The 24,348-nt window shown below is 70.7% G+C and carries 27 protein-coding genes; 7 read left to right on the forward strand and 20 right to left on the reverse strand.

What is annotated here, in order from left to right:
- Window positions 1-2: 2 nt before the first annotated feature.
- Genes nuoL through QHG49_RS15135 form a run of 12 tightly spaced genes read right to left on the reverse strand, consistent with a single transcriptional unit; the run spans window position 3 to window position 12,844 of the window.
- Window positions 3-1,949 carry an NADH-quinone oxidoreductase subunit L gene (gene nuoL / locus QHG49_RS15080; RefSeq protein WP_159703963.1) on the reverse strand — a complete coding sequence of 649 codons (1,947 nt, stop codon included), beginning with the start codon at window positions 1,947-1,949 and terminating at the stop codon, window positions 3-5.
- A 15-nt stretch (window positions 1,950-1,964) separates the two neighbouring features.
- Window positions 1,965-2,264: an NADH-quinone oxidoreductase subunit NuoK gene (gene nuoK, locus QHG49_RS15085; protein WP_145482596.1), complete on the reverse strand. Its 300-nt coding sequence runs from the start codon at window positions 2,262-2,264 to the stop codon at window positions 1,965-1,967.
- Window positions 2,261-3,103 (reverse strand): NADH-quinone oxidoreductase subunit J, encoded by an 843-nt coding sequence (locus tag QHG49_RS15090; RefSeq protein ID WP_159703961.1) that lies wholly within the window; start codon window positions 3,101-3,103, stop codon window positions 2,261-2,263. The genes nuoK and QHG49_RS15090 overlap by 4 nt, the downstream gene beginning before the upstream one ends.
- The gene (nuoI, locus tag QHG49_RS15095) at window positions 3,100-3,726 is read right to left on the reverse strand and encodes an NADH-quinone oxidoreductase subunit NuoI (protein WP_159703959.1); all 627 of its coding nucleotides are present in this window, start codon (window positions 3,724-3,726) and stop codon (window positions 3,100-3,102) included. The genes QHG49_RS15090 and nuoI overlap by 4 nt, the downstream gene beginning before the upstream one ends.
- On the reverse strand, window positions 3,719-5,095 hold the full coding sequence (gene nuoH / locus QHG49_RS15100; protein WP_145482587.1) for an NADH-quinone oxidoreductase subunit NuoH: 1,377 nt from the start codon (window positions 5,093-5,095) through the stop codon (window positions 3,719-3,721). Before nuoH ends, nuoI begins: the two co-directional genes overlap by 8 nt.
- Window positions 5,092-7,635, reverse strand: coding sequence for an NADH-quinone oxidoreductase subunit G (locus tag QHG49_RS15105; protein ID WP_145482585.1), 2,544 nt, complete (start codon window positions 7,633-7,635; stop codon window positions 5,092-5,094). The genes nuoH and QHG49_RS15105 overlap by 4 nt, the downstream gene beginning before the upstream one ends.
- Entirely contained in the window at window positions 7,632-8,981 is a 1,350-nt protein-coding gene (gene nuoF, locus QHG49_RS15110; protein WP_186337720.1) for an NADH-quinone oxidoreductase subunit NuoF, read from the reverse strand. Before nuoF ends, QHG49_RS15105 begins: the two co-directional genes overlap by 4 nt.
- Window positions 8,978-9,844: an NADH-quinone oxidoreductase subunit NuoE gene (gene nuoE, locus QHG49_RS15115; RefSeq protein ID WP_159703951.1), complete on the reverse strand. Its 867-nt coding sequence runs from the start codon at window positions 9,842-9,844 to the stop codon at window positions 8,978-8,980. The genes nuoF and nuoE overlap by 4 nt, the downstream gene beginning before the upstream one ends.
- Window positions 9,841-11,163 carry an NADH-quinone oxidoreductase subunit D gene (locus tag QHG49_RS15120; RefSeq protein ID WP_145482577.1) on the reverse strand — a complete coding sequence of 441 codons (1,323 nt, stop codon included), beginning with the start codon at window positions 11,161-11,163 and terminating at the stop codon, window positions 9,841-9,843. Before QHG49_RS15120 ends, nuoE begins: the two co-directional genes overlap by 4 nt.
- Window positions 11,160-11,918, reverse strand: coding sequence for an NADH-quinone oxidoreductase subunit C (locus QHG49_RS15125; protein WP_145482574.1), 759 nt, complete (start codon window positions 11,916-11,918; stop codon window positions 11,160-11,162). The genes QHG49_RS15120 and QHG49_RS15125 overlap by 4 nt, the downstream gene beginning before the upstream one ends.
- A complete protein-coding gene (locus tag QHG49_RS15130; RefSeq protein WP_009190037.1) occupies window positions 11,915-12,469 on the reverse strand; it encodes an NADH-quinone oxidoreductase subunit B family protein in 555 nt (184 codons plus the stop codon). The genes QHG49_RS15125 and QHG49_RS15130 overlap by 4 nt, the downstream gene beginning before the upstream one ends.
- Window positions 12,470-12,484: 15 nt before the next feature.
- On the reverse strand, window positions 12,485-12,844 hold the full coding sequence (locus QHG49_RS15135; protein WP_030494815.1) for an NADH-quinone oxidoreductase subunit A: 360 nt from the start codon (window positions 12,842-12,844) through the stop codon (window positions 12,485-12,487).
- 670 nt (window positions 12,845-13,514) lie between these two features.
- Here QHG49_RS15135 and QHG49_RS15140 point away from each other — a divergent pair.
- Window positions 13,515-14,357 carry a C40 family peptidase gene (locus QHG49_RS15140; protein WP_159703948.1) on the forward strand — a complete coding sequence of 281 codons (843 nt, stop codon included), beginning with the start codon at window positions 13,515-13,517 and terminating at the stop codon, window positions 14,355-14,357.
- A 153-nt stretch (window positions 14,358-14,510) separates the two neighbouring features.
- Window positions 14,511-15,137: a peptide deformylase gene (def, locus tag QHG49_RS15145; RefSeq protein ID WP_145482569.1), complete on the forward strand. Its 627-nt coding sequence runs from the start codon at window positions 14,511-14,513 to the stop codon at window positions 15,135-15,137.
- An 83-nt stretch (window positions 15,138-15,220) separates the two neighbouring features.
- Here the strand turns inward: def and QHG49_RS15150 are convergent, their stop codons facing one another.
- A complete protein-coding gene (locus QHG49_RS15150; protein ID WP_145482567.1) occupies window positions 15,221-16,504 on the reverse strand; it encodes a geranylgeranyl reductase family protein in 1,284 nt (427 codons plus the stop codon).
- Window positions 16,505-16,601: 97 nt separating this feature from the next.
- Here QHG49_RS15150 and QHG49_RS15155 point away from each other — a divergent pair, with 97 nt between their 5' ends.
- Together QHG49_RS15155 and QHG49_RS15160 are read left to right on the forward strand one after the other, a co-directional pair.
- The gene (locus QHG49_RS15155) at window positions 16,602-17,132 is read left to right on the forward strand and encodes a GNAT family N-acetyltransferase (RefSeq protein ID WP_159703945.1); all 531 of its coding nucleotides are present in this window, start codon (window positions 16,602-16,604) and stop codon (window positions 17,130-17,132) included.
- Window positions 17,133-17,241: 109 nt separating this feature from the next.
- Window positions 17,242-17,550 carry a PASTA domain-containing protein gene (locus QHG49_RS15160; protein WP_145482561.1) on the forward strand — a complete coding sequence of 103 codons (309 nt, stop codon included), beginning with the start codon at window positions 17,242-17,244 and terminating at the stop codon, window positions 17,548-17,550.
- A 3-nt stretch (window positions 17,551-17,553) separates the two neighbouring features.
- On the opposite strand, the gene QHG49_RS15165 is transcribed toward QHG49_RS15160, so the two are convergent.
- From QHG49_RS15165 to QHG49_RS15195, 7 genes are all read right to left on the reverse strand, one after another.
- Window positions 17,554-18,246 carry a demethylmenaquinone methyltransferase gene (locus QHG49_RS15165; RefSeq protein ID WP_145482557.1) on the reverse strand — a complete coding sequence of 231 codons (693 nt, stop codon included), beginning with the start codon at window positions 18,244-18,246 and terminating at the stop codon, window positions 17,554-17,556.
- Between the two features lie 150 nt (window positions 18,247-18,396).
- Entirely contained in the window at window positions 18,397-18,999 is a 603-nt protein-coding gene (locus tag QHG49_RS15170; protein ID WP_301490031.1) for a hypothetical protein, read from the reverse strand.
- 7 nt (window positions 19,000-19,006) lie between these two features.
- Complete coding sequence (mqnC, locus tag QHG49_RS15175) at window positions 19,007-20,206, reverse strand: cyclic dehypoxanthinyl futalosine synthase (protein WP_301490032.1); 1,200 nt, start codon at window positions 20,204-20,206, stop codon at window positions 19,007-19,009.
- Between the two features lie 42 nt (window positions 20,207-20,248).
- On the reverse strand, window positions 20,249-20,971 hold the full coding sequence (locus QHG49_RS15180) for an A24 family peptidase (protein ID WP_301490033.1): 723 nt from the start codon (window positions 20,969-20,971) through the stop codon (window positions 20,249-20,251).
- The gene (locus QHG49_RS15185; protein ID WP_301490034.1) at window positions 20,968-21,471 is read right to left on the reverse strand and encodes a nuclear transport factor 2 family protein; all 504 of its coding nucleotides are present in this window, start codon (window positions 21,469-21,471) and stop codon (window positions 20,968-20,970) included. Before QHG49_RS15185 ends, QHG49_RS15180 begins: the two co-directional genes overlap by 4 nt.
- Before the next feature lie 43 nt (window positions 21,472-21,514).
- Window positions 21,515-21,799 (reverse strand): hypothetical protein, encoded by a 285-nt coding sequence (locus QHG49_RS15190; protein ID WP_301490035.1) that lies wholly within the window; start codon window positions 21,797-21,799, stop codon window positions 21,515-21,517.
- 256 nt (window positions 21,800-22,055) lie between these two features.
- The gene (locus tag QHG49_RS15195) at window positions 22,056-22,904 is read right to left on the reverse strand and encodes a menaquinone biosynthetic enzyme MqnA/MqnD family protein (protein WP_301490036.1); all 849 of its coding nucleotides are present in this window, start codon (window positions 22,902-22,904) and stop codon (window positions 22,056-22,058) included.
- 288 nt (window positions 22,905-23,192) lie between these two features.
- On the opposite strand from QHG49_RS15195, the gene QHG49_RS15200 reads away from it, so the two are divergent.
- The 3 genes from QHG49_RS15200 to QHG49_RS15210 all read left to right on the forward strand — a co-directional run bounded on the left by QHG49_RS15200 (window position 23,193) and on the right by QHG49_RS15210 (window position 24,154).
- Window positions 23,193-23,396: a cold-shock protein gene (locus QHG49_RS15200; protein ID WP_004984723.1), complete on the forward strand. Its 204-nt coding sequence runs from the start codon at window positions 23,193-23,195 to the stop codon at window positions 23,394-23,396.
- 168 nt (window positions 23,397-23,564) lie between these two features.
- Window positions 23,565-23,810, forward strand: a complete 246-nt coding sequence (locus tag QHG49_RS15205; protein ID WP_301490037.1) for a hypothetical protein — start codon at window positions 23,565-23,567, stop codon at window positions 23,808-23,810.
- A gap of 173 nt (window positions 23,811-23,983) precedes the next feature.
- A complete protein-coding gene (locus QHG49_RS15210) occupies window positions 23,984-24,154 on the forward strand; it encodes a hypothetical protein (protein ID WP_159703929.1) in 171 nt (56 codons plus the stop codon).
- Window positions 24,155-24,348: the final 194 nt, after the last annotated feature.

The following is a 24,348-nucleotide window of genomic DNA, read 5'->3' on the forward strand; positions in this document are numbered from 1 at the left end:
TATCAGACCGCCCTCATCAGCAGGGTCGCGGCGACCAGGAGTGCCGCGCCGCCGAACATCGAGACCGCGTAGGAGCGGGCGAAGCCGTTCTGGAGCCGGCGCAGCCGCCCGGACAGCCCGCCGAAGCCGGCCGCCGTACCGTTGACGACCCCGTCGACCAGGCTGTGGTCGAGGTAGACCAGGGAACGCGTGAGGTGTTCGCCGCCGCGCACCAGGACCACATGGTTGAAGTCGTCCTGGAGGAGGTCGCGGCGGGCCGCCCGGGTGAGCAGCGAGCCGCGCGGGGCGACGACCGGGACGGACCCCCGGCCGTACTGCGCCCAGGCGATGCCCACGCCGATGACCAGGCAGACCATCGTGGCGATCGTGACCTCCCCGGCACTGACCGGGGAGTGGCCCTCGCTGTGGCCGGTGACCGGCTCCAGCCACTTGAGGAAGCGGTCGCCGATGCTGAAGAAGGCACCGCCGAGGACCGAGCCGACGGCCAGCACGATCATCGGGATCGTCATGACGGCCGGGGACTCGTGCGGATGCGGCTCGGCGTGCTCGCCGCGGTGCTCGGCGGCGGGCTCGGCGCTCGGGGCCTCGGGTGAACGCGTCGCCCGGTCGCGCCAGCGCTCCTCGCCGAAGAACGTCATCAGCATCACGCGCGTCATGTAGAACGCGGTGATGGCCGCGCCCACCAGGGCCGCGCCGCCGAGGATCCAGCCCTCGGTGCCGCCCTTGGCGAAGGCCGCCTCGATGATCTTGTCCTTGGAGAAGAAGCCGGACAGGCCCGGGAAGCCGATGATGGCGAGGTAGCCGAGGCCGAACGTGACGAAGGTGATCGGCATGTACTTCCGCAGACCGCCGAACTTGCGCATGTCGACCTCGTCGTTCATGCCGTGCATCACGGAGCCCGCGCCGAGGAACAGCCCGGCCTTGAAGAAGCCGTGGGTGACCAGGTGCATGATCGCGAAGACGTAGCCGATGGGGCCGAGGCCCGCGGCGAGCACCATGTAGCCGATCTGCGACATGGTCGAACCGGCCAGCGCCTTCTTGATGTCGTCCTTGGCGCAACCGACGATCGCACCGAAGAGCAGCGTGACCGTGCCCACCACGGTGACGGCGAGCTGGGCGTCCGGCGCCGCGTTGAAGACGGCCGCCGAGCGGACGATCAGATAGACGCCCGCGGTCACCATGGTCGCCGCGTGGATCAGGGCCGAGACCGGGGTCGGGCCCTCCATCGCGTCACCGAGCCAGGACTGGAGCGGCACCTGGGCGGACTTGCCGCACGCGGCGAGCAGCAGCATCAGGCCGATCGCGGTGAGCTTGCCCTGGGAGGCGCCGTCGGCATGGCCGAAGACCGGGCCGAAGGCGAAGGTGCCGAAGGTGGTGAACATCAGCATGATCGCGATCGACAGGCCCATGTCGCCGACGCGGTTGACCAGGAACGCCTTCTTGGCGGCCGTGGCGGCGCTGGGCTTGTGCTGCCAGAAGCCGATCAGCAGGTAGGAGGCGAGACCGACGCCCTCCCAGCCGACGTACAGCAGCAGGTAGTTGTCGGCGAGGACGAGCAGCAGCATCGCCGCGAGGAACAGGTTCAGATAACCGAAGAAGCGGCGGCGGCGCTCGTCGTGCTCCATGTACCCGACCGAGTACAGGTGGATCAGCGAGCCGACGCCGGTGATCAGCAGGACGAAGGTCATCGACAGCTGGTCGAGGCGGAAGGTGACGTCCGCCTGGAAGCCCTCGACCGGGATCCAGGTCCACAGGTGCTGGGTCAGCGTGCGGTGTTCCGCGTTCCTGCCGAGCAGATCGGCGAAGAGGAGCAGGCCGATGACGAAGGACGCGGTCGACAGCAGGGTGCCGATCCAGTGGCCGACGCGGTCCAGGCGCCGGCCGCCGACCAGCAGGACGGCCGCTCCGAGCAGGGGCGCCGCGATGAGCAGCGCGATCAGTTTCTCCACGATTCTCCCGACCCCTTACAGCTTCATCAGGCTGGCGTCGTCGACCGAGGCCGAGTGGCGGGCACGGAACAGCGACACGATGATCGCGAGGCCCACCACGACCTCCGCGGCGGCCACGACCATCGTGAAGAAGGCGATGACCTGGCCGTCGAGGTTGCCGTGCAGCCGGGAGAAGGTGACGAACGCGAGGTTGCAGGCGTTCAGCATCAGTTCGACGCACATGAAGACCACGATGGCGTTGCGCCGGATCAGTACGCCGGTGGCGCCGATCGTGAACAACAGGGCCGCGAGGTACAGATAGTTGACCGGGTTCACTTCGACGCCTCCTCGGGCCGCTTGAACGTCTCCGGTTCGGTCGGCGTCCGCTCCAGGCGCTCCTCGGAGCGCTGTTCCAGCGCCCGCAGATCGTTGATGGCCTGCGTGGACACGTCCCGGATCTGGCCGCGTTCGCGCAGCGTCTTGCTGACGGTCAGCTCGGAGGGGGTGCCGTCGGGGAGCAGACCGGCGATGTCCACCGCGTTGTGCCGGGCGTAGACACCCGGGGCGGGCAGCGGCGGCACGTGCTTGCCCTCGCGGACCCGCTGTTCGGCCAGCTCGCGCTGGGTCTTGGCGCGCTCGGTGCGCTCGCGGTGGGTGAGCACCATGGCGCCGACGGCGGCCGTGATCAGCAGGGCGCCGGTGATCTCGAAGGCGAAGACGTACTTGGTGAAGATGAGGGCGGCGAGACCCTCCACATTGCCGTTGGCGTTCGCCTGGCCGGTGCCCGCGAAGTCCTTCAGGGAGGCGTTGGCGATCCCGGCGAGCAGCAGCACGCCGAAGCCGGCCCCGCACAGCAGGGCCAGCCAGCGCTGGCCCCTGATGGTCTCCTTCAGCGAGTCCGCGGCCGTGACGCCGACGAGCATCACCACGAACAGGAACAGCATCATGATCGCGCCGGTGTAGACGACGATCTGTACGACGCCCAGGAAGTAGGCGCCGTTGGCGAGGTAGAACACCGCCAGGACGATCATGGTCCCGGCGAGGCTGAGCGCGCTGTGCACGGCCTTCCTCATGAAGACGGTGCACAGGGCGCCGATCACCGCGACGGTGCCGAGGACCCAGAACTGGAAGGCCTCACCCGTGGAGGTCGTATAGGCGGCGAGCTGCGCGCTCATGCGTCCACCTCCTGGTCCGCCGCCTTGTCCGCGTCGGCGGCCTCGGCGTCCTCGCCCTTGGAGACGGCGGTCTGGCGGACCGTGCCGGGCGCCGCCTGGGTGACCAGGCCCCGGTAGTAGTCCTCCTCGGTGGTGCCCGGGAAGACGGAGTGCGGCGCCTCGACCATGCCCTCGTCGAGGCCGGCCAGCAGCTGCTCCTTGGTGTAGATGAGGTTCGCGCGGCTGGAGTCGGCCAGTTCGAACTCGTTGGTCATCGTCAGCGCGCGGGTGGGGCACGCCTCGATGCACAGCCCGCACAGGATGCAGCGGGCGTAGTTGATCTGGTAGACGCGGCCGTAGCGCTCGCCCGGCGAGTAGCGTTCCTCGTCGGTGTTGTCGGCGCCCTCCACATAGATGGCGTCGGCGGGGCAGGCCCAGGCGCACAGCTCGCAGCCGACGCACTTCTCCAGGCCGTCCGGATGGCGGTTGAGCTGGTGCCGTCCGTGGAAGCGGGGAGCGGTGGTCTTCTTCTGCTCCGGGTACTGCTCGGTGAGCCGCTTCTTGAACATGGCCTTGAAGGTCACGCCGAAGCCGGCCACGGGGTTCTGGAAACCGGGCTTGATCTCCTTGGATTCCTCAGCCATCGGACGCCTCCTTTCCATCCGAAGATCCCTCTGACGTCCCGTCACTCACAGTGTCGGGCCCACCACTGACAATCAGCTCCCGCTCCCGCCGCGGGCGGCGCCTCGGCACCGGCGGCAGCTCCTGTCCGGGCAGCGGCGGCACCGGGAATCCGCCCGCCATCGGGTCGAACCCGGCCTGGTCCGCGGCGGACCGCTCGGCCGCCCGCGCCTTCTCGCGGAAGATGTCGACGACGAAGGAGATCAGCAGCAGGGCGAGCACCCCGCCGCCCACGTAGAGGGCGATGTCGGCGAAGCCGTAGTGCTCGTTGCGCAGCGCCCGCACGGACGCGACGAGCATCAGCCAGGTCACCGAGACCGGAATCAGGACCTTCCAGCCGAGCTTCATCAGCTGGTCGTAGCGGACGCGGGGCAGGGTGCCGCGCAGCCAGATGAAGAAGAACAGCAGCAGCTGCACCTTGATGACGAACCAGAGCATCGGCCACCAGCCGTGGTTCGCGCCCTCCCAGAAGGTACTGATCGGCCAGGGGGCCCGCCAGCCGCCGAGGAAGAGGGTGGTGGAGACGGCGGAGACCGTCACCATGTTCACGTACTCGGCGAGCATGAACATCGCGAACTTGATGGACGAGTACTCGGTGTTGAAGCCGCCCACCAGGTCACCCTCGGACTCCGGCATGTCGAAGGGGGCGCGGTTGGTCTCGCCGACCATGGTGACGATGTAGAGGAGGAAGGAGACCGGCAGCAGCAGGATGTACCAGCGGTCGTGCTGCTGGGCCACGATGGTCGACGTCGACATGGAGCCCGAGTAGAGGAAAACCGAGGCGAAAGCGGCGCCCATGGCGATCTCGTAGGAGATCATCTGCGCGCAGGAGCGCAGCCCGCCCAGCAGCGGATACGTGGAGCCGGAGCTCCAGCCCGCGAGGACGATGCCGTAGATGCCGACCGAGGCGACCGCGAGGATGTAGAGCATCGCGATCGGCAGGTCGGTGAGCTGCATCGTCGTACGGGTGCCGAAGACGGAGATCTCGTGGTCGGCGGGGCCGAAGGGGATCACCGCGATCGCCATGAAGGCCGGGATGGCCGCCACGATCGGCGCGAGGACGTAGACCACCTTGTCCGCGCGGCGGACGATCAGGTCCTCCTTGAGCATCAGTTTCACGCCGTCGGCGAGCGACTGGAGCATGCCCCAGGGGCCGTGCCGGTTGGGTCCGATGCGCAGCTGCATCCAGGCGACGACCTTGCGCTCCCAGACGATGGAGAACAGCACGGTCACCATCAGGAAGGCGAAGCAGAAGACCGCCTTGACGACGACCAGCCACCAGGGGTCGCGGCCGAACATCGAGAGGTCTTCAGCGGCGAGGTACGGGCTCATGCCTCCACCTCCTTGGGGGCCGCCCCGGCGGGGGCCGCGGGGCCGATGCGGACGAGGTTGCCGGGCTGTGCCCCGGTGTCGGAGGCGACGCCGCCGCCGACGGAGTTCAGCGGGAGCCAGACCACCCGGTCGGGCATCTCGCTGATCCGGAGCGGGAGTTCGACGGTTCCGGCGGGGCCGGTGACGGCGAGGAGAGCGCCGTCCGCGACCCCGGCCTCGGCGGCCGTGGCGGCCGACAGCCGGGCCCGGGCGGCGCGCCGGGTGCCGGCCAGCGCCTCGTCGCCCTCCTGGAGGAGGCCCTGGTCGAGCAGCTGCCGGTGGCCCGCGAGCACGGCCTCCCCGGCGGCCGGGCGGGGTACGGCGCCCGCGGGCTCCCGGGGCTCGGTGGCGTACGGCCCGTCCCAGGAGCCGAGCCGGTCGATCTCCGCGCGGATGCTGCGCAGGTCCGGCAGCCCCAGGTGACAGCGTCCCTCAGCGCCTTCGGCGCGGGCCATCGCGTCGGCCAGCATGTGCAGGACCCGGGCGTCGGTCGGGGCCAGGCGGCGGGCCAGCTGCTCCGGCTTGAGCGCGGCCTCGAAGGAGCGCACCCTGCCCTCCCAGTCGAGGAAGGAGCCCGCCTTCTCGGCGACCGCGGCGACCGGCAGGACGACGTCGGCGCGTTCGGTGATCTCGCTGGGCCGCAGCTCCAGCGAGACCAGGAAGCCGACCTGGTCCAGCGCCTCGCGGGCGCGGGCCGGGTCGGGCAGGTCGGCGACCTCGACGCCCGCGACCACCAGGGCCGCCAGGGCGCCGGCCGCGGCGGCCTCGACGATCCCCTCGGTGTCGCGGCCGTAGCCCAGCGGCAGTTCGGACAGGCCCCAGACGCCGGCCACCTCGTCGCGGGCGCGCGGGTCGGTCGCGGGGCGGCCGCCGGGCAGCAGCGCGGGCAGCGCGCCGACCTCCAGGGCGCCGCGCTCCCCGGCCCGGCGCGGGATCCACACCAGCCGGGCGCCGGTCGCGGTCGCGGCCCGTACGGCGGCGGTGAACCCGCCGCTGACCGAGGCCAGCCGCTCCCCTACGACGATGACGGCGCCCTCACCGCGCAGCGCCTCGGCGGCCCGGGTGCCGGGGGCCTCCAGGCCGACGCCGCTCGCGAGCGCGTCCAGCCACTCGGTCTCGGTGCCGGGCGCGGCCGGCAGCAGGGTGCCGCCCGCCTTCTCCAGGCCCCGGGTCGCGTGCGTGGCCAGCGAGAACACCAGCTGCTTGTGCCTGCGCCACGCCTTGCGCAGTCGCAGGAAGACGCCGGGGGCCTCGTCCTCCGGCTCGAAGCCGACGAGGAGCACGGCGGGCGCCTTCTCCAGCAGGGAGTACGTGACCCCCGTACCTCCCCCGGACTCCGTCCAGAGATCACGCCCGCGGCCCGCCACCTCGGCGGCGAGGAAGGCCGCCTCCTCGGCGCTGTGCACCCGCGCGCGGAAATCGATGTCGTTGGTGTCCAGGGCGACCCGCGCGAACTTGCTGTACGCGTAGGCGTCCTCGACGGTCAGCCGGCCGCCGGTCAGGACGGCGGCCCGGGAGCGGGCGGCCGTCAGACCGCGCGCGGCGGCCTCCAGTGCCTCCGGCCAGGACGCGGGCTCCAGGACGCCGCCGGCGCCCCGCACCAGTGGTGTGTCGAGGCGGTCCTTGAGCTGGGCGTAGCGGAAGCCGAAGCGCCCCTTGTCGCAGATCCACTCCTCGTTGACCTCGGGGTCCTCGGCCGCGAGCCGCCGCATGACCTTGCCGCGCCGGTGGTCGGTGCGGGTGGCGCAGCCGCCCGCGCAGTGCTCGCACACCGTGGGCGAGGAGACCAGGTCGAAGGGGCGGGAGCGGAAGCGGTACGCCGCCGAGGTGAGCGCTCCCACGGGGCAGATCTGGATGGTGTTCCCGGAGAAGTACGACTCGAAGGGGTCGCCCTCGCCGGTGCCGACCTGCTGGAGCGCGCCCCGCTCGATCAGCTCGATCATCGGGTCGCCCGCGATCTGGTTGGAGAACCGGGTGCAGCGCGCGCACAGCACGCAGCGCTCGCGGTCCAGCAGCACCTGGGTGGAGATCGGGACCGGCTTCTCGTAGGTCCGCTTGCGGCCCTCGAAGCGGGACTCGGCGTTGCCGTGCGACATGGCCTGGTTCTGCAGCGGGCACTCGCCGCCCTTGTCGCAGACCGGGCAGTCCAGCGGGTGGTTGATGAGCAGCAGCTCCATCACACCGTGCTGGGCCTTCTCGGCGACCGGGGAGGTCAGCTGGGTGCGCACCACCATGCCGTCGGTGCAGGTGATGGTGCAGGAGGCCATCGGCTTGCGCTGGCCCTCCACCTCCACGATGCACTGCCGGCAGGCGCCGGCCGGGTCGAGCAGCGGGTGGTCGCAGAAGCGGGGGATCTCGATGCCGAGCTGTTCGGCGGCCCGGATGACCAGGGTGCCCTTGGGCACGCTGATCTCGATGCCGTCGATCGTCAGCGAGACGAGGTCCTCCGGCGGGCGGGCCGCCTCCCCGCCGCCCGCGGGGGCGTTGGTGGTCACGGTCATGCGTTCACCTCCGGGCGGTCCGCCCAGGCCGTCGACTTGGCCGGGTCGAAGGGGCAGCCCCGGCCCGTGATGTGCTGCTCGTACTCCTCGCGGAAGTACTTCAGCGAGGAGAAGATCGGGGAGGCCGCGCCGTCGCCGAGGGCGCAGAAGGACTTGCCGTTGATGTTGTCGGCGATGTCCGCGAGCTTGTCCAGGTCGCCCCTGGCGCCCTTGCCCGCCTCGATGTCCCGCAGCAACTGCACCAGCCAGTACGTCCCTTCGCGGCAGGGCGTGCACTTGCCGCAGGACTCATGGGCGTAGAACTCGGTCCAGCGGGTGACCGCGCGGACCACGCAGGTGGTCTCGTCGAAGCACTGGAGGGCCTTGGTGCCGAGCATGGAGCCGGCGGCGCCGACGCCCTCGTAGTCGAGCGGCACATCGAGGTGTTCGGCGGTGAACATCGGGGTGGAGGAGCCGCCCGGCGTCCAGAACTTCAGCCGGTGGCCCGCGCGCATCCCGCCGCTCATCTCCAGGAGCTGGCGCAGGGTGATGCCGAGCGGTGCCTCGTACTGGCCGGGGCTCGCGACATGCCCGCTGAGCGAGTAGAGCGTGAAGCCCGGGGACTTCTCGCTGCCCATCGCCCTGAACCAGTCTTTCCCGTTCTTCAGGATCGCGGGAACCGAGGCGATGGACTCGACGTTGTTCACCACGGTGGGGCAGGCGTAGAGCCCCTCGACGGCGGGGAAGGGGGGACGCAGCCGCGGCTGGCCGCGGCGGCCTTCGAGCGAGTCGAGCAGCGCGGTCTCCTCGCCGCAGATGTACGCGCCGGCGCCGGCGTGCACGGTGAGTTCGAGGTTCAGACCGCTGCCGAGGATGTTCTCGCCGAGGTAGCCGGCCGCGTAGGCCTCGCGCACGGCCTCGTGCAACCGCCGCAGGACCGGGACCACTTCACCCCGGAGGTAGATGAAGGCATGCGAGGAGCGGATGGCGTAGCACGCGATCACGATGCCCTCGATGAGGCTGTGCGGGTTCGCGTACAGCAGCGGGATGTCCTTGCAGGTGCCCGGCTCCGACTCGTCGGCGTTGACGACGAGATAGTGCGGCTTGCCGTCGCCCTGCGGGATGAACTGCCATTTCATCCCGGTCGGGAAGCCCGCGCCGCCGCGGCCGCGCAGCCCGGATTCCTTGACGTAGGCGATCAGGTCGTCGGGTGGCATGGCGAGCGCCTTGCGCAGCCCCTCGTACCCTTCGTGCCGCCGGTAGACGTCCAGGGACCAGGAGCGGTCCTCGTCCCAGAAGGCCGACAGCACGGGTGCCAGCAGCTTCTCCGGGCTGGAGTCCTTCAGTTCGGCTGCCACGGTCATCACTCCCCCTCCTCGGCGGTGGGCCCGGCCGGATGCGCGGGATCGGAGGCCGAGGTCTCCTGCGGCGCGTCGTGGGAGCTGGGGTGCTCGGCCGGGGACGGCTCGTGCACCGGCCCCCGCGGCGGGTCCTGGGGGCCGCCGCGCGGGTGGACCACGCGCGCGGGTGCCGACTCGCCCTTGGCCAGGCGCAGTCCGACCAGCGAGGCGGGTCCGGCGCTGCCGCCCTCCTCGACGGCTCCGGGCCGCTCGTCCGGGAAGCCGGCCAGGATCCGGGCGGTCTCCTTGAAGGTGCACAGGCGCGCACCCCGGGTGGGCCGCACGTCCCGTCCGGCGCGCAGGTCGTCCACCAGTTCCCGGGCGCCGGCGGGCGTCTGGTTGTCGAAGAACTCCCAGTTGACCATCACGACCGGCGCGAAGTCGCAGGCCGCGTTGCACTCGATGTGCTCCAGGGTGACCTTGCCGTCCTCGGTGGTCTCCCCGTTGCCCACGCCCAGGTGTTCCTGGAGGGACTCGAAGATCGCGTCGCCGCCCATCACCGCGCACAGGGTGTTGGTGCACACCCCGACCTGGTAGTCGCCGGAGGGCCGGCGCCGGTACATGGTGTAGAAGGTGGCCACCGCGGTGACCTCGGCGGTGGTCAGGCCGAGCGTCTCCGCGCAGAACCGCATTCCGGTGCGCGTGACATGGCCCTCCTCGGACTGCACGAGGTGGAGCAGCGGCAGCAGGGCGGAGCGGGAGTCCGGGTAGCGGGCGACGATCTCGCGCGCGTCCGCCGCCAGCCGCTCCCGTACGTCGTCCGGGTAGGCGGGCGCGGGCGGTTCGGGCATGCCCAGGCTGACGCCCCGCTCCGAAGAAGAGGTGGTCACCGGTCGACGCCTCCCATCACGGGGTCGATGGACGCGACGGCGACGATCACGTCGGCGACCTGGCCGCCCTCGCACATCGCCGCCATGGCCTGAAGATTGGTGAAGGACGGGTCGCGGAAGTGGACCCGGTAGGGGCGGGTGCCGCCGTCGGAGACCGCGTGCACACCGAGTTCGCCCTTGGGGGACTCGACGGCCGCGTACGCCTGGCCCGGCGGGACCCGGAAGCCCTCGGTGACCAGCTTGAAGTGGTGGATCAGGGCCTCCATGGAGGTGCCCATGATCTTCTTGATGTGGTCGAGGGAGTTGCCGAGTCCGTCCGGGCCGAGGGCCAGCTGGGCGGGCCAGGCGATCTTCTTGTCGGCGACCATGACCGGTCCGGGCGCCAGCCGGTCCAGGCACTGCTCGATGATCCCGAGCGACTGGCGCATCTCCTCCAGCCGGATCAGGAAGCGGCCGTAGGCGTCGCAGCTGTCGGCGGTCGGGACCTCGAAGTCGTACGTCTCGTAGTCGCAGTAGGGCTGGCTCTTGCGCAGGTCGTGCGGCAGGCCGGTGGCGCGCAGGATCGGGCCGGTGGCGCCGAGGGCCATGCAGCCGGCCAGGTCGAGATAGCCGATGTCGCCCATGCGGGCCTTGAAGATGGGGTTCCCGGTGGCGAGCTTGTCGTACTCCGGGAGGTTTCGGCGCATCTTCTTGACGAACTCGCGGATCTGGTCGACCGCGCCGGGCGGCAGGTCCTGGGCGAGTCCGCCGGGGCGGATGTACGCGTGGTTCATCCGCAGGCCGGTGATCAGTTCATAGAGATCGAGAATCATTTCACGATCGCGGAAGCCGTAGATCATGATCGTGGTCGCGCCCAGTTCCATGCCGCCGGTGGCGATGCACACCAGGTGGGAGGACATCCGGTTCAGCTCCATCAGGAGCACGCGGATGATCTTGGCGCGTTCGGTGATGTCGTCCTCGATGCCGAGGAGCTTCTCGACGGCGAGGCAGTAGCCGGTCTCGTTGAAGAAGGACGTGAGGTAATCCATGCGCGTGACGAAGGTGGTGCCCTGCGTCCACGTGCGGAATTCGAGGTTCTTCTCGATGCCGGTGTGCAGATAGCCGATGCCGCAGCGGGCCTCGGTGACCGTCTCGCCGTCGATCTCCAGGATCAGCCGGAGCACCCCGTGGGTGGAGGGATGCTGGGGACCCATGTTGACGACGATGCGCTCGTCGTCGGAGCGGGCCGCGGACTGGACGACCTCGTCCCAGTCGCCACCGGTGACCGTGTAGACGGTGCCCTCGGTGGTTTCGCGTGCCGATGCGGACTGAGTGCTCACGAGTACGACCTCCGCTGGTCCGGAGCCGGGATCTGGGCGCCCTTGTACTCGACGGGGATGCCGCCGAGCGGGTAGTCCTTGCGCTGCGGGTGGCCCTGCCAGTCGTCCGGCATCATGATCCGCGTCAGGGCCGGGTGGCCGTCGAAGACGATCCCGAAGAAGTCGTACGCCTCGCGTTCGTGCCAGTCGTTGGTGGGATAGACGGACACCAGGGACGGGACGCGCGGGTCGGCGTCCGGGGCGCTGACCTCCAGGCGGATCAGGCGGTTGTGGGTGATCGAGCGCAGGTGGTAGACGGCGTGCAGCTCGCGGCCCTTGTCGTGCGGGTAGTGCACGCCGCTGACGCCGGTGCACAGCTCGAAGCGCAGGGCGGGGTCGTCGCGCAGGGTGCGGGCGACGCGCGGCAGGTGCTCGCGCTCGACGTGGAAGGTGAGTTCGCCGCGGTCCACGACCGTCTTCTCGATGGCGTTGTCCGGCAGCAGGCCCTGTTCCTCCAGGGCGCCCTCCAGCTCGTCGGCGACCTCGTCGAACCAGCCGCCGTAGGGCCGGATCGCCGGTCCGGGCAGCCGGACCGAGCGGACCAGGCCGCCGTAGCCGGAGGTGTCGCCGCCGTTGTTGGCGCCGAACATGCCGCGCTGGACGCGGATCTCCTCGCCGCCCTGGCCGCGCTGGCCGGGGAGGTTGGAGGCGGAGAGGTCCTTCTCGGGGTTCACCCCGTTCGTCCCGCCGCCGTGGGTGCCGTTCGCGTCGCTCACCGCAGCAGCCCCTTCATCTCGATGGTGGGCAGGGCCTTGAGCGCCGCCTCCTCCGCCTCGCGAGCCGCCTCCTCGGCGTTCACCCCGAGCTTGGTGGACTGGATCTTCTGGTGGAGCTTGAGGATCGCGTCCATCAGCATCTCGGGCCGGGGCGGGCAGCCGGGGAGGTAGATGTCGACCGGCACGATGTGGTCGACGCCCTGGACGATCGCGTAGTTGTTGAACATGCCGCCCGAGGAGGCGCAGACGCCCATGGAGATCACCCACTTGGGGTTGGGCATCTGGTCGTAGACCTGCCGCAGGACCGGCGCCATCTTCTGGCTGACCCGGCCGGCCACGATCATCAGGTCCGCCTGGCGCGGTGAGCCGCGGAAGACCTCCATGCCGAAGCGCGCGAGGTCGTAACGGCCGGCGCCGGTGGTCATCATCTCGATGGCGCAGCAGGCCAGGCCGAAGGTGGCCGGGAAGACGGATGCCTTGCGCACCCAGCCCGCGGCCTGTTCCACGGTGGTCAGCAGGAAGCCGCTCGGCAGCTTTTCTTCGAGTCCCATGTCTTATATGGCCCCTCAGTCCCATTCCAGGCCGCCGCGCCGCCATACGTACGCGTACGCGACGAAGACGGTGAGCACGAAGAGCAGCATCTCCACGAGCCCGAAAAGCCCCAGGGCGTCGAAGGTGACGGCCCAGGGGTAGAGGAAGACGATCTCGATGTCGAAGACGATGAAGAGCATCGCCGTCAGGTAGTACTTGATGGGGAAGCGCCCGCCGCCCGCCGGCGTGGGGGTCGGCTCGATGCCGCACTCGTAGGCCTCGAGCTTGGCGCGGTTGTACCGCTTCGGACCGATCAGCGTGGCCATGACCACGGAGAAGATCGCAAAGCCTGCCCCGAGGGCTCCCAGTACGAGGATGGGCGCATACGCGTTCACCGCTCCTCGCTCCTCTCAGTCGGCACTGACTGCTGGCGGTTCGCTGGGCCGATGAAGATCGAAAACATGTGAAGCAGGTCACAAGCCCAACTGCTCCGCATCCTATGCCCGCCGATCTGTGATCTGCGACACGGGGTATTCCACAAGCTTTGTGATCTCCACCACCTGACGAAGGATCATGAAGTCGGATGATGGCTGATCTTCATACACGAAGCGTTCAGTTGATCACTAGAAGTGACAATTTCGCCCGTCGCCGCAGGCCAAAGAGGTCGTCTCAATATCAAGAGAGTTCGCCTGCATGCAAATTGGCGCTGGGCACCCGATCTTGATAGTGGATCTCGCACACACGTCGGCGTGTGCATGTGTTCACGAACCCTCCGCACGCGCGGGACGCCGGCACCCCCGGCGAGCGTTCCGTGACCTCCGTCACAGCCACAGCCGTCTCCCAGGAACCGGGGTTGGCCAACCACATCAACCGGTGGTAGGCGCGGGGCAATTCGGACGTAATGATCAAAGACCGTGATCAAGGGCTTGATCACGGGCGCCCGCAATGTCCGTTACGGCGTCAATAAAGGGCGACACGCCCGGGGTTTGAGGTCTCGATCGTGCAACTGTGGCGCACCACACGTTTCTTGAAGATATGGAGGAGCCCCTGATACCGGTTGTTCCCATGTCCCACACCGCTCACATACGCAGCCACCGGAAGCCCCGCCGCAGCGCGTCGTCCCTCGCGATGCGGGCCGGAGTTGCCGGTGGCGTCCTCAGCACCCTGGCAGTCGCCGGGGCCGCCGGTTCGGCCAACGCCGCCGAGCCGGTGACGCAGACCCTCGAACTGCCCACCCTGACGGCCGACCTGGCCACGCAGGCCGCCCAGTCCGCGGACGCCACCCAGCAGGCCGCGGCGAACTACCAGCTCCAGGCCGAGCGCGACGCCGCCGCCGCGAAGGCCGCGAAGCAGGCCAAGGCGGACCTCGCGGACGCCAAGCAGAAGGCCGCCGAGGCCAAGAAGAAGGCCGAGGAGGCCGCCCGCAAGGCCACCGCCGAGCGCGCCTCGCGCAGCACGGTCCGGATGGCCCTCACGGCCGACGACACCTCCGGCTCCACCTCCACGGGCACCGGCACCGGCACCAGCACCGGCACCGGCTCCTCCACGGCCACCGGTTCCGCCGCGGCCGTCATCAGCTTCGTCAAGTCGCAGCTGGGCAAGGCGTACGTCTCCGGCGCCACCGGCCCCTCCGCGTACGACTGCTCGGGCCTGGTGCAGACCGCCTTCAAGCAGGTCGGCGTGAGCCTGCCGCGGGTCTCGCAGGACCAGTCGACCGCCGGCACCCAGGTCTCGCTGAGCGACCTCCAGCCGGGCGACATCCTGTACTGGGGCAGCGCGGGCAGCGCGTACCACGTCGCGGTGTACGTGGGCGACGGCATGTTCGTCGGCGCGCAGAACCCGTCCTCCGGCGTCTCCGAGCACCCCCTCTCGTACGACCAGCCGACGGGCGCCGTGCGCGTACTCTGAGGCATCCCGTACCGTTTCGCATACTTGAGGTGCTTCCGCGCGCCTCACGCGGGGCCGCAGCCGCTCGGGGGCAGCGGCCCTGCGGCGTTCCCTGGCATGCTCGGGCCGGACCGTCGTACGGCGGTTCCGTCCCCGAGCGAAGGAGAAGACGCGATGCCACGCGTGTTCGTACAGGGCGCCCCTGTCGCCGAGTTCCCCCGGTACGCCCCCGAGTCCGGGCGCGGCGCGGTGCGCCGGATCACCGAGGTCGGCGAGGCGGTGCTGCACAAACCCTGCCGGGACGTCACGGAGTTCGGGCCCGACCTCGCGGCGCTCATCGACGACATGTTCCGCACGATGTACGTCGCGGAGGGCGCCGGGCTCGCGGCGAATCAGGTCGGGGTCGATCTGCGCCTCTTCGTGTACGACTGCCCCGACGACGACGGGAATCGGCATGTCGGACACATCGTCAACCCCGTGCTGGAATCACCCCTCGACGGGCGACGGCTGCTGGACGAGGGCGAGGGATGCCTGTCGGTGCCGGGCGCGGTGATGGCGCTGCCGCGGCCCGACCGGGCGCTCGTGCGCGGCCGGGACCGGGACGGCAACCCGCTGGAGATCGAGGGCACGGGTTACTTCGCCCGGTGCCTCGCGCACGAGACGGATCACACCAACGGGTACATCTATCTCGACCGGTTGACCAAGCGGGAGAAAAAGGACGCGCTGCGGCAGATGGGCGACCGGCGGGAGGAGGTCTACGCCCGCCGGTCCGCCAAGGAGGGGGAGTTGAGCCGGGTCTAGATCAGTGCCCGGGCGGCGCCGCGGCCGGGTGCGGCGCCGCTACGGCCCCTCACGCGGTTCCCCGCGCCCCTTCGGGCCACGGTTCACGCCTTCGGGGTCACCTTCGTCAGGCCGTTGATGATCCGGTCCATCGCGTCGCCGCCCGTGGGATCGGTCAGGTTGGCCAGGAGTTTGAGGGTGAACTTCATCAGGACCGGGTGGGTCAGGCCACGCTGGGCGGCGATCTGCATGACCTTGGGGTTGCCGATGAGCTTCACGAAGGCGCGGCCGAGGTTGTAGTAGCCGCCGTAGGTGTCCTTGAGGACGCGCGGGTAGCGCTGCAGGGCGATCTCCCGCTGGGCCGGCGTCGCCCGCGCGTGCGCCTGGACGATGACGTCGGCGGCGATCTGGCCGGACTCCATGGCGTAGGCGATGCCCTCGCCGTTGAAGGGGTTCACCAGGCCGCCGGCGTCGCCGACCAGCAGCAGGCCCTTGGTGTAGTGCGGCTGCCGGTTGAAGGCCATCGGCAGCGCGGCGCCGCGGATCGGCCCGGTCATGTTCTCGGGGGTGTAGCCCCAGTCCTCGGGCATGGACGCGCACCAGGCCTTGAGGATCTCGCGCCAGTCCAGTTCCTTGAAGGCGGCGGAGGTGTTGAGGACGCCGAGGCCGACGTTGGACGTGCCGTCGCCCATGCCGAAGATCCAGCCGTAGCCGGGCAGCAGCCGGTCCTGCGAGCCGCGCCGGTCCCACAGCTCCAGCCAGGACTCCAGGTAGTCGTCGTCGTGGCGGGGCGAGGTGAAGTACGTGCGCACCGCGACGCCCATCGGCCGGTCCTCGCGGCGGTGCAGGCCCATCCCCAGGGACAGCCGGGTCGAGTTGCCGTCGGCCGCGACGACGAGCGGCGCGTGATAGCCGACCTCGCGCTTCTCCTCGCCGACCTTGGCCGTCACCCCGGTGATGCGGCCGGTGCGCTCGTCCACGATCGGCCCGGAGACATTGCAGCGCTCGTACAGCCGCGCGCCCGCCTTCTGCGCGTTCCGGGCCAGGATCTCGTCGAAGTCGTCGCGCTTGCGCACGAGTCCGTAGTTCGGGTAGGCGGCGAGGTCCGGCCAGTCCAGCTGGAGGCGGGAGCCGCCGCCGATGATGCGCAGGCCCTTGTTGCGCAGCCAGCCGGCCTCCTCGGAGATGTCGATGCCCATGGCGACGAGCTGCTTGACCGCGCGGGGCGTGAGGCCGTCGCCGCACACCTTCTCGCGCGGGAACTCCGTCTTCTCCAGGAGCAGTACGTCGAGACCGGCCTTGGCCAGGTGGTACGCGGTCGCGGAGCCGGCTGGGCCCGCGCCGACGACGATCACATCGGCGGAGTGGTCGGAGAGGGGCTCGGTCACGGCGGGATCTCCCCAAGTTCGAAATCTGCGTGCCGACCGGCACTGGACATGGGCAGTCTATTCAGCGGAATAGATCACCCGGCTGAAGGGCTGCCCTGTGAACCGACCTCTCCCCGCACCGCGGCTGCGCGTTCCCACCCATGAGGACGCCCTGGCCTGGCACCGGCTGTTCGCCGACCCCGAGGTGATGGAGTTCCACGGCGGAAAGCCCGCCGCGCTGTCCGTGTACGAGGAACTCACCGCGCGCCAGCGGCGGCACGACGCGGAACGGGGCTTCTGCCTCTGGACGGTCCTGGACGAGTCCGGCGAGGTCCTCGGCTTCACCGGCGCCCAGCCCTGGCCGCGCGACTGGGGCCCGGTGGGCGAGGTGGAGATCGGCTGGCGGCTCGGCCGGGCGCACTGGGGCAAGGGGTACGTCACCGCCGCCGCACACGAGACCCTGCGGCGGGTCCGGGCGGCCGGGGTGCCGGACGTGGTGGCGATCGTACGACCGGGCAACGAGCGTTCGGTCGCGGTGACCCGGCGGCTCGGTATGCGGCCCGCCGATCCCTACCCGCACCCGATCCTGGAGGAGGACGCACTCTGCTTCCGCCTCGGCCTCGGCTCCCGCGCTGGTGACGCAGGGTAGCCATCTGTCACAGTACGACACCGGCTTCTTCCGGCCGGAGGGCACCGGGGTTACCCTTCCAGTACCGCTGGGGGTGACATCTGTGCACATAACACCCAAGACACCCGATGTGCGTGTGCCACGGCTGGTCGGTCTGATGGCCGTGGACGCGCGCGAGACCGCACGGGCCCGGGGGCTGTTCCTGACCGCGCCGGACCGCCCGGAGTTCCACCGGACGGTCGTGGACCACGTGGTACGCCAGTACCCGCCGCCCGGGGCGGAGGTGCCGGCGGACTCGGTGGTGTACGTGTGGTTCGACTTCGCGGAGGGCGAGGGCGGCGGAGGTGTGCGCGAACCGCTGATCCCCCGGCCGCCGACGGGCGGACTCCAGCGCGAACTGGGGGAACCGGGGGACGCGTTCGAGATGACCGGCCGGTGAGGCTCAGTCCTTGAAGCCGCGGTGCAGGGCGACGACGCCACCGGTGAGGTTGCGCCAGGCGACCCTGGACCAGCCGGCCTCGCGGAGCCGTTCGGCGAGGCCGGGCTGGTTCGGCCACGCGCGGATGGACTCGGCGAGGTAGACGTAGGCGTCCGGGTTCGAGGACACGGCGCGGGCGACCGGGGGCAGGGCGCGCATCAGGTACTCGGTGTAGACGGTCCGGAACGGCGTCCAGGTCGGGTGCGAGAACTCGCAGATCACGACGCGCCCGCCGGGCTTGGTGACGCGGTGCATCTCGCGCAGCGCGGCGTCGAAGTCCCGCACGTTGCGCAGGCCGAAGGAGATGGTCACGGCGTCGAAGGTGTCGTCCTTGAACGGCAGCCTCGTCGCGTCGCCCGCGGTGAACGGCAGCCAGGTGTGGCGCTTCTTGCCGACCTGGAGCATGCCGAGCGAGAAGTCGCAGGGCACGACGTAGGCGCCGGTGCGGGCGAAGGGGAGGGAGGAGGTGGCGGTGCCGGCGGCGAGGTCCAGGACCTTCTGCGCGGGGCGGGCGTCGACGGCCTGCGCGACTTCCTTGCGCCAGCGGCGGTCCTGCCCCAGGGACAGCACGTCATTGGTCAGGTCGTACCGTTCCGCCACGTTGTCGAACATCGAGGCGACTTCGTGCGGCTGCTTGTCCAGGGATGCGCGGGTCACCCGGCCATTGTCGCAGCCGCGTCCCGCGGAGCAGCTCCGGGTCGGGGGGTGCGGCACCGCCGACGGTGCTCCAGCGCCCGTAAGGGGCGCGGGGAACTGCGCGATCAGCCGTATACGGCCCGCAGACGCTCGACGGCCCGAGCGACGCAGTCACCGGCGCCGGTAGAGCAGCCGCCCCTTGATGACCGTCGCCACGCACGTCGACGCCCCCCGCTCCGCCAACTCCCCCTCGTCCGCGACGTCGAACACGGCGAAGCAGGCCACGGAACCCCGCTCCCGGGGCGCCGGCACCTCCGGCGGAACCCCGCACGCGAGGGGGTCCAGAGAGGGCACCCCGCCGGGGCGCCCCGTACGGGGCAGCACGTCGAGCCCGGTGCGCCGTACCGCGTCCGCCACCGCCGGACGGCGCAGCGCGCCCGCCACCGCCACCGTCCCGTGCGCCAGCATCCGCTGCACCCCCCGCCGCGCGCTCCCGCCCCACCGGACGTCGTCCAGCGCGAGCCGGGCGAGCGCGTCGCCGGACAGCGGCCCGGTGCCCAGCTCCCCGGCCTCCCGGGGGTCCGGGTGGTACGCCTCCTCCAGCAGTTCCGTGCCGTGGACGCTGACGAACCCGGGCGTGAGGATCCCCGGCCAGCGCCGCACCCGCGCCAGCGGATACCCGTCGGCCAGCTGCCCCAGCGCACCCGTGCCCACGACCCGCTCACCCTCGACGGCGAGCGCGAACCCCCTGGAGTCGGCGTGAATCGTCAGCACGGCGCGCTCAGTTGGCGTCGAGCAGCTTCAGCTCGGGATGCGCGGTGCCGCCCTCGATCGCCGTGGAGGAGATGTGCGAGACCACGCGGTCGTCGACCGGGTCGTTCGCCGGGTCCTCGTGCACGACCAGGTGCTCGTACGTCGTGGCGCGCTGCGCCGGCACCCGGCCCGCCTTGCGGATGAGGTCGATGATCTCCAGCCGGTTGGAGCGGTGCTTGGCGCCGGCCGAGGAGACCACGTTCTCCTCCAGCATGATCGAGCCGAGGTCGTCCGCGCCGTAGTGCAGGGACAGCTGGCCGACCTCCTTGCCCGTGGTGAGCCAGGAGCCCTGGATGTGCCGGACGTTGTCGAGGAACAGCCGGGCGATGGCGATCATCCGCAGGTACTCGAAGAGCGTCGCCTGCGTACGGCCCTTGAGGTGGTTGTTCTCGGGCTGGTACGTGTACGGGATGAACGCGCGGAAGCCGCCCGTGCGGTCCTGCACGTCGCGGATCATCCGCAGGTGCTCGATGCGCTCGGCGTTGGTCTCGCCGGTGCCCATCAGCATGGTGGAGGTGGACTCCACGCCCAGGTTGTGCGCGGTCTCCATGATCTCCAGCCAGCGCTCACCGCTCTCCTTGAGCGGGGCGATCGCCTTGCGCGGCCGCTCGGGCAGCAGCTCCGCGCCGGCACCGGCGAAGGAGTCGAGACCGGCCTCGTGGATCCGGGTGATGGCCTCCTCGACCGACACCCCGCTGATCCGGGCCATGTGCTCGACCTCGGACGCGCCCAGCGAGTGGATCACCAGCTGGGGGAAGGCGTCCTTGATGGCCTTGAAGTGCTTCTCGTAGTACTCGACGCCGTAGTCCGGGTGGTGGCCGCCCTGGAACATGATCTGGGTGCCGCCCAGCTCGACGGTCTCCGCGCAGCGGCGCAGGATGTCGTCGAGGTCACGGGTCCAGCCCTTGGCCGTGTCCTTGGGGGCCGCGTAGAAGGCGCAGAACCTGCACGCCGTGACACACACGTTCGTGTAGTTGATGTTGCGCTCGATGATGTACGTCGCGATGTGCTCGATACCCGCGTACTTACGGCGGCGCACCGCGTCGGCGGCGGCGCCCAGCGCGTGCAGCGGGGCGTCGCGGTAGAGGGCGACGGCCTCTTCCGGGGTGATCCGCCCGCCGGCGGCGGCACGGTCGAGGACGGACTGGAGGTCGGCCTTCTCGGTCACCGGGGCGTCCCTTTCATAAGGGGATGGACGGACCGGACCAGCCTACGACAGCGCCGTATACGCGCCGATCAGCACCCCGACGAGGGTCCCGCCCAGCAGGAACGGCCCGAACGCGACACCCGTCCTCCGCGAGGCCCGCCGTACGACGACGAGCGCGCCGCCGTACAGGGCCCCGGCCAGGACCGCGGCGAACGTGCCGAGCAGCACCGCGGGCCAGCCGTACCACCCGAGCGCGGCCCCCGCCGCCAGGGCCAGCTTGGCGTCCCCGAAGCCCATTCCGGCCGGGTTCACCAGGTGCAGCACGGTGTACGACGCCCCGAGTGCGAGGGCCCCGTACAGCGCGGTCGGCCAGTGCCCGGCGTGCCCGGGCAGCAGCGCGGCGAGCCCCAGCAGCGCGAGGACGGCGGCGGCGGACGGCAGGGTCAGCACATCGGGCAGCCGCCGCACCCGGACGTCGACCGCGCACAGCAGCACCCCCACCGGCGCGAGCAGCAGCCAGACCACCAGTTCGGGCCGGGGGCCGGTCGCGGCGGCGAGGGCGGCGCAGACCAGGGCGGTGAGGACGGGGAGGAGGAGGGAGGCGGGGGCCGGGCAGCCGGGGCACGCCGTGCGGCCGAGCCACCCCCGGACCGCGTGCCCGTCCGCGCACCGCTCGCGCCAGGGTTCGTCGTCCGGTACGGCGAACCGGAAGGCGGCCCTGGGCAGGACGGTCCCCGCCGCCGCGCCCCAGAGCGCGGCGGCGGCCCACACCGGCACCTCGCTCATCCGGCTCCCCCCGCCCCGTGCCGGGCCGCGAGGGCGGGGGCGAAGTCGTCCGGCAGCCGTGGCGGGGGGCCCTGGGTCCACACCACGCGCAGCGCCGAGGCGGAGATCCGCCGGCCGTCGGCCGTCCTGACCAGTGCGGTGTCGGCATGGCCCGCGGAGAGGAAGACGCCGCCCGAGCCGTCCGCGAGGACGTGGGTGTTCAGCTGGGCGCCGCGGACGGTGGCCCGGTCGCCGTCCACCTCGACGACGGCGTCGGTGCCCAGGTGCACGGTCCGGTCGAACAGGGCCGTTCCCCGGCGGACATGGGCCGGCAGCGCGGCACGGCCGTGGACGGTGCCGATGGGCATCTCCGCGGTGACGTCCTCGGTGTGGAAGGCGCGGGCCCACTCCTCGTCGAAGCCCCCCTCGTCCAGGGAGAGCAGGCAGCGGTCCATCAGGTCGGTGATCCCGGCGCGGTCGGTCAGGGCGCGCGCCTGGCGCCGCAGCTCTTCGGTGTCCATGACGGAAGGCTCCTCCCTCAAGCTCGCTTGAGGTCAAGATCTCTCAGCCGGTCTTCGTCAGCTCGGCCACCGGGTGGCCCTCCGGCGCGCTGTCCGAGGTGTACCTCAAGTCGTCGCCGACCGGGGCCGGTTCGATCTGGTGCGGGGCGGGGTCGCGGCCGGGGCGGTCGTCCTTCGCGCCCACCGAGGTCGCGAGGAGCCGCGTCCCGGTGACCTTCTTCAGGGTGAGCAGGTCGGTGCAGACGGCGCCGATCCGGTCGGTCCGGCGCAGCCGCCCCAGGGGCTCGCCCACGCGGGCCTGGTGGACGGTGACCCGGAAGGTGCCCATGGGCAGGGTGCCGCCGGGTCCGGTGGCCCGCCCCTCCCAGGTGCCGAGGTGACGGGCGGGGACGGCGCCGCCGGTGGTGGGGCTCCCGGTGGGCGCGGGCTCGCCGTCGCCGGGGGCGCCGTCCCCGCCCGTCGCCGGGGAGTGGGTCGAGGGGCGGGGGACGCCGCCCGCCTCGCGGGCATGCCCGCCACCGGCCCACGGCCGCAGCGGCGCACCGACCCCGACACCTTCCCGTGGACCAGAGGCAGCCTGGTGATCACGGCCGGAGCAGTTCCACCTTCACGTCGGCCGGGAAACCGATCGTGGGGCCGACGCGCCGGGCGAACTCGGCGACCGCGGCCAGCTGGGCGTCGCCGAAGCTGAAGTCCAGGGTGGTGAAGTACCTGGCGAGGGTCTCCGCGTCGAACGCCTCCCAGTGGGCGGCCTGTTCGGCGACCTTGTCGACCTCCTCCAGGGAGATCTTCTTGGACTCCAGGAACGCCTGGTGCACCTGGTGGGTGATGAGCGGCTCGCGCTCCAGGTAGTCCCGCCGGGCCGCCCACACCGCGAAGACGAACGGCAGTCCCGTCCACTCCTTCCACAGCGTGCCCAGGTCGTGCACGTCGAGGCCGTAGCGCGGGCCGTCGTGCAGGTTGGCGCGCAGGGCCGCGTCGCCGATCAGTACGGCGGCGTCGGCCTCCCGCATCATCAGGCCGAGGTCGGGCGGGCAGGTGTAGTACTCCGGCCGGACGCCGTACCGCTCGCCCAGCAGCAGCTGCGCGAGGCGCACGGAGGTGCGGGAGGTGGAGCCGAGGGCGACCTTCGCGCCGTCCAGTTCCTCCAGCGGCACCTGCGAGACGATCACGCAGGACATCACGGGGCCGTCGCAGCCCACGGCGATGTCCGGGAAGGCGACCAGGTCGTCCGAGTTCTTCAGGTACTCGACCAGGGTGACCGGGGCGACGTCGAGCTCCCCCTGGATCAACCGCTCGCTGAGCTTCTCCGGCGTGTCCTTGGTCAGCTGGAAGTCGAGGAGCGTGCCGGTTCTCGCGAGCCCCCAGTACAGAGGCAGGCAGTTCAGGAACTGGATGTGGCCGACGCGCGGCCGGGTGCGAGAAATGTCCACATCGCGGGACTCTAGCCCTCGGCTGGTACGGTGCTCGGACCGGCCCCGCTGTCAAACGGGTTACCGGCTTTCAAACATCCGAGTGAAGTGATCTTTCCCTCTATTGCTTCCGGCTGCCCGCATGCTAGGCTCGCCGCAAGTTGCAGTTTGGTTTCCCTTGCAGTACAGAGCCTGCGGAGCATGTGACCGCGGGCTCTCGTCGTTTTCAGACGTATGCAGTGGTGCAGCACGTTTTCGCACTTGCAGGTTCTGGAGCAGGGCAAACCCTTTTGAGCCCAAGGAGGGCTTATGGCTACCGGAACCGTTAAGTGGTTCAACGCCGAAAAGGGCTTTGGCTTCATCGCCCAGGAGGGCGGCGGCCCCGACGTCTTCGTTCACTACTCCGCGATCAACGCCACCGGCTTCCGCTCCCTCGAGGAGAACCAGCAGGTGTCCTTCGACGTGACGCAGGGCCCGAAGGGTCCGCAGGCGGAGAACGTCACCCCCGTCTGATCACTGCCTGATCGCAGAACCTGAGAGCAGTACCCAAGGAGCCCCGCGCCGACTTCGGCAACGGGGCTCCTGCCTTTTCGGCCGCGCCGCGCCATTCATCGCGGCATTCATACGGAACTCATTCCTCCGCGGTTCGCGATCCGTTCATGAACCACTACGTTCCGGGTCATGACCAGAACTCAGGACTCCCCGGACTTCCTGACCGCCACCCGCGACTTCCACGACACCGTCGTCCCCCGGGGTCACCCGGTGGCGCTCGGCTTTCGGCGGCGGTGCCCTGCGGGCATGGCCCGGCTGCCGGCGGACACGGGGTTCACGCTCGTCTTCCGTGCCGTCCGCGAGCCCGACGGCACGCTCGGCAAGGGTGTCGCACGGGTCGCACAGGCCTTCCTGGAAGTCGTCGAACCCGTCTGACACCCGCCCCGACACCCGTTCTGACCTGCGAAGCCGATCAGGGGTACCGGCGGCCTCCCGGGCCCCGGTAACCAGCGGGGACGGCTTTGGGACCGCATCCCCCAAATATCGGTCGTGGCGCCGGGGAGAACCCGGCGGCCGGAACCCGGTCCGTCTCTCACAAGGGGTTGCACATGCGTTCCATCGCACTGCGTACGAAGACGGTTCTGGCGGCTCTGACGGGCGTGGGCGTCCTCGCCCTCGGCGCCGCCGCCGCGCTGCCCGCCACCGGGCTGCACAGCACCAGCAGCAGCCACCCCGTCCGCGCCGACGAGGGCCGCGGCCCGGGCGTCGTCCACGCCTGACGACCCCCGCGAATCGGCGTACGGCCGCCGCAGCGTGCCATCCCCCCACCTTCCCCGAACAAGCCCGCTCCCCCCACACGAGCGCCGTCACGGCACCGGCCGGGTCCCGCACCCACCGGTGCCGTTCGTGTATCCGCCCGGAGACGTCGTAAACCGGTGGACGGGCAGATGAGTTGGGGATCGCGGCCGACCGG

This window comes from Streptomyces sp. WP-1, from assembly GCF_030450125.1.
GTDB lineage: Bacteria > Actinomycetota > Actinomycetes > Streptomycetales > Streptomycetaceae > Streptomyces > Streptomyces incarnatus.